Consider the following 2,384-nt stretch of genomic DNA (forward strand, 5'->3'; position numbering starts at 1 on the left):
GACGGCTCGGCCAGCCAGAACCCGGGCTCGGACGCCTCGACACCGTCCCCGGCGGCCCGGCCGCGCCGTTCCCGCTCCGCTGCGGACGGCTCGGCCAGCCAGCAGCCCACCGGCTGCCCGGCCCCGGGCGCGCCCGGCGGAGAGCCGAGTACCGCCTCGGGCGCCCCCGACAGAGCTCCGCGGCCCCCGCGCCGGGTGCGCAGCACGGACGCCCCGTGGCACGACGCCCGACCGGCGTTCGACGAGCCCGCCCCGCAGCACCCCGAACCGGAAGACGCCCGACCGGGGCAGCCTTCTCCCGGGCGCCCCGAACCGGAACACCGGGAACCGGAACACGGCGCACCGCCGCAGCCCTCCCCAGGGCCGCCCGACCCGCAGCACCCTGACCCCCAGCACCCCGAACCGCAACACCCCGAACCGGAGCACCGCGCTCCGGCTCCGGAGCGTTCCGACCCGGACCACCCCGCCGGAGGCGATCCCGAGTGAACGACGTACTCGACGTCGCCCTCCGTCTGGCCATCGTCTTCGTCGTGTTCCTGGTCGCCCCTCTCCTCGTGGGCCAGACGGAACACAAGGTGATGGCCCACATGCAGGGCCGGCTCGGCCCCATGTACGCGGGCGGTTTCCACGGCTGGGCCCAGCTCGTCGCGGACGGCGTGAAGTTCGCGCAGAAGGAGGACGTGGTCCCGGCCGCCGCCGACCGCCGTGTCTTCCAGCTCGCCCCCGCCGTCGCCCTCCTCCCGTACCTTCTCGTCCTCGCGGTCATCCCGGTCGGCCCCGGCGCGGCGGGCCAGGTCGTCGACGCGGGCATCTTCTTCGTGCTCGCCGTCATGGGCATCGGCGTCCTCGGGTCGCTCATGGGCGGCTGGGCCTCCGCCAACAAGTTCTCCCTCCTCGGCGGCCTCCGTACCGCCGCGCAACTCCTCTCCTACGAGCTGCCGATGCTCCTGGCCGCGGCCTCCGTGGCCATGGCCGCCGGTACGGTCTCGCTCACCGGCATCCTCGACGCGTTCGCGTGGTGGTGGCTGCCCTGGCAGATCGTCGGCGCACTGGTCTTCTTCGTGGCCGGCCTCGCCGAACTCCAGCGCCCCCCGTTCGACATGCCGGTGGCCGACTCCGAGATCATCTTCGGGGCGTACACCGAGTACACCGGTCTCCGCTTCGCCCTGTTCCTCCTCGCCGAGTACGCGGGCATCGTCGTCCTGTGCGCCCTCACCGCCGTTCTCTTCCTGGGCGGCTGGCACGGGCCGTTCGGCGCCGACGGACTCGGCTGGCTCTGGACGCTGCTCAAGACCGCCGTTCTCGCGTTCGTCGTCATCTGGCTGCGCGTCAGCTACCCGCGTCTGCGTGAGGACCAGTTGCAGAAGCTCGCCTGGACCGTTCTCGTCCCGCTCGCCCTCGCGCAGATCGCGCTGACCGGCATCGTGAAGGTGGCGATCGACTGATGCCCTCGCTCCCCGGATCCGGCCTGGCCAAAGGCCTCGCCGTCACGCTGCGCACGATGACGAGGAAGACCGTCACCGAGCAGTACCCGGACACCCAGCCCGAACTTCCCCCCCGCTCCCGGGGCGTCATCGGGCTGTTCGAGGAGAACTGCACGGTCTGCATGCTCTGCGCCCGTGAGTGCCCCGACTGGTGCATCTACATCGACTCCCACAAGGAGACCACCCCGCCCGCCGCTCCCGGCGGCCGCGAGCGCAGCCGGAACGTCCTCGACCGCTTCGCCATCGACTTCTCCCTCTGCATGTACTGCGGCATCTGCATCGAGGTGTGCCCCTTCGACGCGCTGTTCTGGTCACCCGAGTTCGAGTACGCGGAGACGGACATCCACGAACTCACCCACGAGCGCGACAAGCTCCGCGCCTGGATGTGGACCGTGCCGGAGCCCCCCGCCCTCGACCCCGCCGCCGAGGAGCCGAAGGAGCTCGCCGCCGCCCGCAGGACAGCGGACAAACTCGCCGCCCAGCTCGCCCAGGAGCAGCACCAGCTCGCCCAGGAGCAGCAGCAGGCAGAACCGGAACAGCAGGAACAGCAGGACGAGAAGGGAGGGAGGGCCCCGTGACACCGCTCCGCACCGCCGCCGCGGCCACCGCCGACGCCGCCGCGCTCGCCACCGAGGCAGCGGGCGGCCACCCCGGTTTCCTCTCCCCGTCCGGCGTCGAGATCGCGTTCCTCCTCGTCGGCCTCGTCACCCTCGGCGCCGCCGTCATCACCGTCACGACCAGGCAACTCGTGCACGCGGCGCTCTGGCTCGTCGTCGCGCTCGGCGGACTGGCCGTCGAGTACCTGCTCCTCACGGCGGAGTTCATCGCCTGGGTGCAGGTACTGATCTACGTCGGCTCCATCGTCGTCCTCCTCCTGTTCGGCCTGATGCTCACCCGGGC

The 2,384-nt window shown here is 71.9% G+C and carries 3 protein-coding genes and 1 pseudogene; 3 read left to right on the top strand and 1 reads right to left on the bottom strand.

Annotated features, from left to right (window positions below):
• A pseudogene (locus tag RIF68_RS34370) lies at positions 1–206 on the bottom strand (hypothetical protein); the annotation flags it as partial.
• A 276-nt stretch (positions 207–482) separates the two neighbouring features.
• Here RIF68_RS34370 and RIF68_RS34375 point away from each other — a divergent pair.
• The 3 genes from RIF68_RS34375 to RIF68_RS34385 all read left to right on the top strand — a co-directional run.
• On the top strand, positions 483–1,445 hold the full coding sequence (locus tag RIF68_RS34375; protein ID WP_228989800.1) for a complex I subunit 1 family protein: 963 nt from the start codon (positions 483–485) through the stop codon (positions 1,443–1,445).
• Positions 1,445–2,062, top strand: a complete 618-nt coding sequence (locus RIF68_RS34380) for an NADH-quinone oxidoreductase subunit I (RefSeq protein WP_309055402.1) — start codon at positions 1,445–1,447, stop codon at positions 2,060–2,062. The genes RIF68_RS34375 and RIF68_RS34380 overlap by 1 nt, the downstream gene beginning before the upstream one ends.
• A partial coding sequence (locus RIF68_RS34385; RefSeq protein ID WP_309055404.1) for an NADH-quinone oxidoreductase subunit J occupies positions 2,059–2,384 on the top strand: 326 nt, incomplete at its 3' end. The genes RIF68_RS34380 and RIF68_RS34385, both read left to right, overlap by 4 nt.

Source organism: Streptomyces sp., from assembly GCF_031178505.1.
Lineage (GTDB): Bacteria > Actinomycetota > Actinomycetes > Streptomycetales > Streptomycetaceae > Streptomyces > Streptomyces gulbargensis.

Bases quoted from the DNA above. Each gene is read 5' to 3' on its own strand.
- RIF68_RS34380 (WP_309055402.1), top strand. From the start codon at position 1,445: ATGCCCTCGCTCCCCGGATCCGGCCTGGCCAAAGGCCTCGCCGTCACG.